This is a genomic window from bacterium, from assembly GCA_021372775.1.
Lineage (GTDB): Bacteria > Acidobacteriota > Polarisedimenticolia > J045 > J045 > JAJFTU01.
In genome coordinates this window covers 1-5,249 of the sequence record JAJFTU010000298.1, presented here as the reverse complement: position 1 = coordinate 5,249, position 5,249 = coordinate 1, and the positions used below count along the sequence as shown (strand labels likewise).

Annotated in this window: 5 protein-coding genes; 3 read left to right on the top strand and 2 right to left on the bottom strand. The window is 74.7% G+C overall.

Translation table 11 applies throughout. The features are described from left to right. Positions 1-461: hypothetical protein (locus tag LLG88_10415; GenBank protein MCE5247313.1), on the bottom strand; the 461-nt coding region annotated here is incomplete at its 3' end. A 117-nt stretch (positions 462-578) separates the two neighbouring features. On the opposite strand from LLG88_10415, the gene LLG88_10410 reads away from it, so the two are divergent. Next, positions 579-2,186, top strand: coding sequence for a trypsin-like peptidase domain-containing protein (locus tag LLG88_10410; protein MCE5247312.1), 1,608 nt, complete (start codon positions 579-581; stop codon positions 2,184-2,186). A 130-nt stretch (positions 2,187-2,316) separates the two neighbouring features. Then, positions 2,317-2,643: a hypothetical protein gene (locus tag LLG88_10405; protein ID MCE5247311.1), complete on the top strand. Its 327-nt coding sequence runs from the start codon at positions 2,317-2,319 to the stop codon at positions 2,641-2,643. Positions 2,644-2,694: 51 nt separating this feature from the next. Here the strand turns inward: LLG88_10405 and LLG88_10400 are convergent, their stop codons facing one another. Continuing rightward, positions 2,695-4,737 (bottom strand): oligopeptide transporter, OPT family, encoded by a 2,043-nt coding sequence (locus LLG88_10400; protein ID MCE5247310.1) that lies wholly within the window; start codon positions 4,735-4,737, stop codon positions 2,695-2,697. 65 nt (positions 4,738-4,802) lie between these two features. Here LLG88_10400 and LLG88_10395 point away from each other — a divergent pair. Next, the coding region (locus LLG88_10395) for an MFS transporter (protein MCE5247309.1) at positions 4,803-5,249 on the top strand (447 nt) is incomplete at its 3' end.

Genomic DNA, 5,249 nt, shown 5'->3' with positions numbered 1-5,249 from the left:
ACGACCGGCCGGCCTTCGCGCAGCGACCGCGCGAGCCGCGACCATTCGGCGGCGCGGAACTGCAGCGGCGCCGGGTCGAGCGCGGCGCGGCGCCCCTGCTCCGCCAGGCGCTCGGAGCGCTGGCGGATCGCCACGCAGCGGACGGCGAGTTCGCGCGCCGAGCTGCCGGAGGGCAGGAGCGGTTCGTTCTCGGCGACGATCGACAGGAGGCGCAGGTCCTCGGCGGCGGGGTTGCGCCACAGGCGGCGGCCGACCTCGTCGGCGAAGGCGATGCTGCCGATCGGCAGGCGGCCGAGCGCGGCGTTGATCTGCGCGAGCTGCGCTGCGCCCATCAGCGGGCCGAGGCGCGGCACGGAGGAGGCGGCGGCCGGCGGCCGCGCGGACTCGGTCGAGGCGGTCCCGGCGCCGCCGGGCGCCACGACCCCGATCGATTCCCGCCAAAACCGCTTTGCGTCGCCCACCGTCTCCCCTCCTGCGGCAAATGTCGCAGCCCTGGCGCCGCAGGTCAAACACCTCCGCGCGGGGCGCGTCCGCGGCGGGACGCTCCGCCCCTATATTGTTCGGGGAGGAGCCCCGCCGTGCGGCCGCAAATGACGATCGTCGCGCTGTTGTTGCCGCTTTTCGCGGCGGCCGCGCCGCCGCCCGGCGCGCCGGCCGCGCCTCCCGCCGCGGCCCCCCCGCCGCGGAGCGCGCCGGTCGCCGCGTCCGCCGCGGCCCCCGCGCCGCCGGGGGCGGCGACGCCGCTGGAGGAGCTGGCGCGGCGGGTCCGTCCGTCGGTCGTGGAGGTCCTCGGCACGGTCGAGGGCAGCGGCGACACGTCGTTCGGCGCGGGGTTCGCGGCCGGAGCGCCGGGGCTGGTCGTGACCAGCGCCCACGTGCTGCGCGGCGTGCGGCGGCCGCTCGTGCGGACCTACGAAGGGGCGGTCTTCGCCTCGGTCGAGGCGCTGATCGAGGACGAGCCGTCCGACGTCGCCGTGCTGCGGGTCGTCGGGTTCGCCGCGGCGCCGCTCCCCCTCGCGGCCGCGTCGCCGCCGGTCGGCGCGCGCGTCGTCGCCGTCGGCCATCCGCGCGGCTACGACTTCACCGTCTCCGACGGGATCGTCTCCGCGCGGCGGCGGCTCGACGAGCGCGGGCCCGAACTGGTGCAGGTGACGGCGCCGATCAGTCCGGGCAGTTCGGGGGGGCCGTTGCTCGACGTCGAGGGGCGTGTCGTCGGCGTGTCGTCCCTCACGCTGTCCGAAGGGCAGAACATCAACTTCGCCGTGCCGGTCGAGGTCGTCCGCCCGCTGCTGGTCAAGGCGGAGGAGATCGACCGCGCGGCCGCCGGCTCGCCGGAGACGGCGCCGCCGGAGGCGCTCGCCCGCGAGATGCGCCGGCGCCGGGAGGCGGGGGATCTCGCGCGGGCCGACGAGTTGGCCCGCCGCGCGCTCGCCGCGCAGCCGCGTTCGCCGGCGATCCTGCGCGAGGCGGCGGAGATCGCCTGGTCGCGCGGCGCCTACGCCGCCGTCGAGGAACTGGTCGGCCGCGCGCTGGCGCTCGACCCGCAGGACGGCGCGGCGCTGCAGACGCGGGGCGCCCTCCGCGCGCAGCAAGGGCGGTGCGCCGAGGCCGAGGCCGACTCGCGGGCCGCGCTGGCGCGCGGGCTCCCGCCGGCGACCGAGGCGGAGGCGCGGGCGGTGCTGGCGGAGTGCCTCGGGCGGGCGGGGAAGACCGACGAGGCGCTGGCCGAGATCGGCCGCGCGCTGGCCGATCCGGGGGTCGCGGCGGTTCCGGACTACCACGCGCTGCGCGCCTTCCTGCTCGACGCGGCGGGGCGCGGCGAGGAGGCGGACCGCGAGGCGCTGACCGCGCTCTCGCTCGCCCATTGGGAACCGATGACGCTCGCCGCGTTGCGCGAGCGCGGCCTGCCGCGCCTGCTGGCGGTGGAGTCGAAGCGGGTCGAGCGGAACGGCGCCGCGGTCGTCGTGCGCGGCGTGCTGCGCAACCGCGGGCCGGTTCCGCTGGGCGAGATCGACGTCGCCGCCGAGGCGCGCGATCCGTCGGGGGCCGTCGTCGCCACCGCGACCGCGCGCTTGGCGCCGCCGCGGCTCGTCCCCGGGCAGACCGGCGCCTTCCGGATCGAGCTCGAGGACGTGCCGCCCGACGCCGGGGAGATCGTGGTCCGCGTCGTGGACTACAAGCCGTAGCCGGCCGCGGCCGGGGAAGGCGGCGTTCCGCGTCGCGGACGGCAGGCCGCCGCCGGTCGAGGCCGGCGGAGAGCGGCGCCCGCGTCGCGGAACGCAAGCCTCGGCGCGCCGGGGCGGGTACGATCTGTCGATGCTCGACGAACTTCATCCGGTGGTGCAGTGGGCGCGGCGCGAACTGGCGCCGCTGCTCGTCGAACGGTTCCATCCGCGCGCGGCGATCCTCTTCGACCCGCCCGACCGCCCGGCGGCGATCGGGACGAGTCCGCCGGGGCTGCTGCTCGTCGCGGAGGCGTTCCGCGGCGTGCCTGTGCGGGAGCGGAACGCGCTGCTCCGCGCCGCGCTCGCGGCCGTTTCGCCGGTCCGTCCGCTCTGCCTCACGCCGGAGGAGTTCGCGGTGATGGAGCAGGCGCCCGGCCCGGTCGTCGCCGCGGCGCGCGGCGGCGTGCGCATCGTCTAGTCTCGGCGCGCGGCGGCGTCGGGATCGTCTAGTCCCGGCGCGCGTCCCGCCTCAGGCGCGGACGCGGCGCGCGTCGCGGTAGACGATGTAGGCGAGGGCGAGGAAGACGACGAGGCCGAGGATGTTCGCGGTCTCGGCGTTCCACGGCAGGTGCGGCAGCATGTGGCCGTCGAACCACTCGAGGTGGAACGTCTGCTCGACGCCGGCGACGACGCCGTCGAGGACGCCGGCCAAGGCGCCGCCGGCGATCAAGCCCGAGGCGACGAGCGTGCCGCGGTCGTTGCGCGCCTTCTCCAGCCGCTCGTTCCCCTTCGCGCTGCGCTGGATGAACCAGCCGACGAGCGCGCCGCCGAGGATCGGCGTGTTCAGTTCGAGCGGCAGGTACATCCCGAGGGCGAAGGCCAGCGCCGAGACGCCGACCATCTCCACGATCACCGCGATCACGGCGCCGAGTCCGTAGAGGAACCACGGCGCGCCGGCCGAGGCCATCACGGAGCGGACGACCGCGGCCATCGCGTTCGCCTGCGGCGCCGGCATCGGCTCGGGGTGGCCGGGGCCGACGACGTAGCCCTTGGTGTGCGCGAAGAGGATGATCACCGCCGTCACGGTCATCGAGGCGAGGGCCGAGCCGAGGATCAGCGAGGCCTGGATCCGCTTCGGCGTGCCGCCGAGCCAGTAGCCCATCTTCATCAGCGTGGCCATCGAGCCGGTCATCGAGAGGGCGGTGCAGACGACGCCGCCGATCAGCAGCAGCGCGACCGAGCCGTCGGGGCCGGAGAGGCCGATCCCGGCGAGGGTCACGGCGGAGACGATCAGCGTCGTGATCGTCATGCCCGAGATCGGCGTGGTGGAGATCATCGCCACCGCCCACGCGGAGACCGAGGCGAAGAGGAAGGTGATCCCGAGCGTCAGCGCCAGCGCGACGAGCGTCTTGAGTCCCGCCGCGGGTTGGCCGCCGAGGACGCCGAAGCGGAAGTAGAGGCCGATCGCCGCCGCGGTGGCGAGGATCAGCAGCGCGACCGTCGTCATCGGCACGTCGCGGTCGGTGCGCGGCTTCTCTTCGCCCGCCCGCTCCGCGCCCCGCTTGCGGATCTGGCCGAAGACCTGGCGGATCGCCTCCACGATCACCGGGCTCATCTTGCCGATCGAGATCAGGCCGGCGGCGAAGATCCCGCCGATGCCGATCGGCCGGACGTAGTTGGTGAAGATGCCGGCCGCGTCGAGGTCGGCGACCGCCGGCAGGCCGGGGAAGAGCGGCCCGGCGACCTGCCCGCCGATCCGCGCCACCAGCGGCACGAGGACGAGGTAGGAGAGGAACGAGCCGGCGCAGATGATCGAGGCGTAGCGGACGCCGACGATGTAGCCGAGGCCGAGCACCGCCGCGGAGGTGTTGAGCGTGAAGACCGCCTTGACCTTGCGGGCCAGCGCGTCGCCGAGCGGGAGCAGGGCGCTGGTGAAGTTGTCGGTCCAGGTCTTGAAGCCGAGCGCGAGGTAGTCGAGCGCGAAGCCGCCGCCGAGCGCCGCCAGCAGCACGCGCGCCGACTCGCCGCCCCGCTCGCCGGCGACGAGGACCTCGGTCGAGGCGGTCGCCTCGGGGAACGGCAGCTTGCCGTGCATGTCGGCGACGAAGTACCGCCGGAACGGAATGAGGAAGAGCACGCCGAGCGTGGCGCCGAGGAACGGCACGAGGAAGATCTGGGCGAAGCCGGTCCGCTGGTCGAGGTCGAGCAGGAAGAAGGCCGGCATGACGAAGACCGAACCGCCGACGACGATCCCCGCCGTCGCGCCGAGGGCCACGACCTGCAGGTTCTCCAGCAGCGTCGAAGGACGGCGGACCAGCGCCGAGTAGCCGACCGCGAGAATGGCGATCGGGATCGCCGTCTCGATCCCCTGGCCGAGCTTGAGCGCGATGTACGCCGCGGCGGCGGAGAAGAGGACCGTCATCCCGAGGCCGAGGAAGAGGGCGCGCCGCGTGAACTCCGGCGGCGCGGCCGCGGCGGGGACGACCGGCTCGTAGGTCTCGCCCGAGCGGAGCGGGCGATGGGCGTTTTCGGGAAGGCCGGCGACGGGGGGCGCTTCGACAGGTTCGTTCATGGGCGGCGATTGTAGCAGCGCGCCCGGGTAGAATGGGCGGCCCGCCATCCGAGGAAAGGACCCGCATGCCCTCCGTCCGGCTCCGCGACTTCCCGCGCGTCTTCTGGCTCGCCAACGTGATGGAGCTGTTCGAGCGGGCCGCCTACTACGGCCTCAACTCGGTCCTCGGCGTCTACCTCGTCTCGGAGCTGAAGTTCGACGTCCAGGCGGTCGGCTTCCTGCAGTCGGTCGTCTACGCCGCGGTCTACGTCGTGCCGATCCTCGGCGGCGCGCTCGCCGACCGCTACGGCTACCGGCGGATGCTCCTCGTCGCCTTCTCGCTGCTCGCCGCGGGGTACTTCGCCGCGGGCGGCGCGTCGTCGTACGGCGTGGTCTTCGTCTTCCTGCTGCTGATGGCGCTCGGCGCGGGGCTGTTCAAGCCGATCATCTCCGGCACGCTGGCGCGGACGACCGACGAGAAAACCTCGGCGATCGGCTTCGGCATCTACTACTGGATGATCAACCTCGGCGCG

Excerpts from the sequence above, each read along its gene's own strand:
- LLG88_10405 (MCE5247311.1), top strand. The coding sequence starts at position 2,317 with ATGCTCGACGAACTTCATCCGGTGGTGCAGTGGGCGCGGCGCGAACTG.
- LLG88_10400 (MCE5247310.1), bottom strand. The coding sequence starts at position 4,737 with ATGAACGAACCTGTCGAAGCGCCCCCCGTCGCCGGCCTTCCCGAAAAC.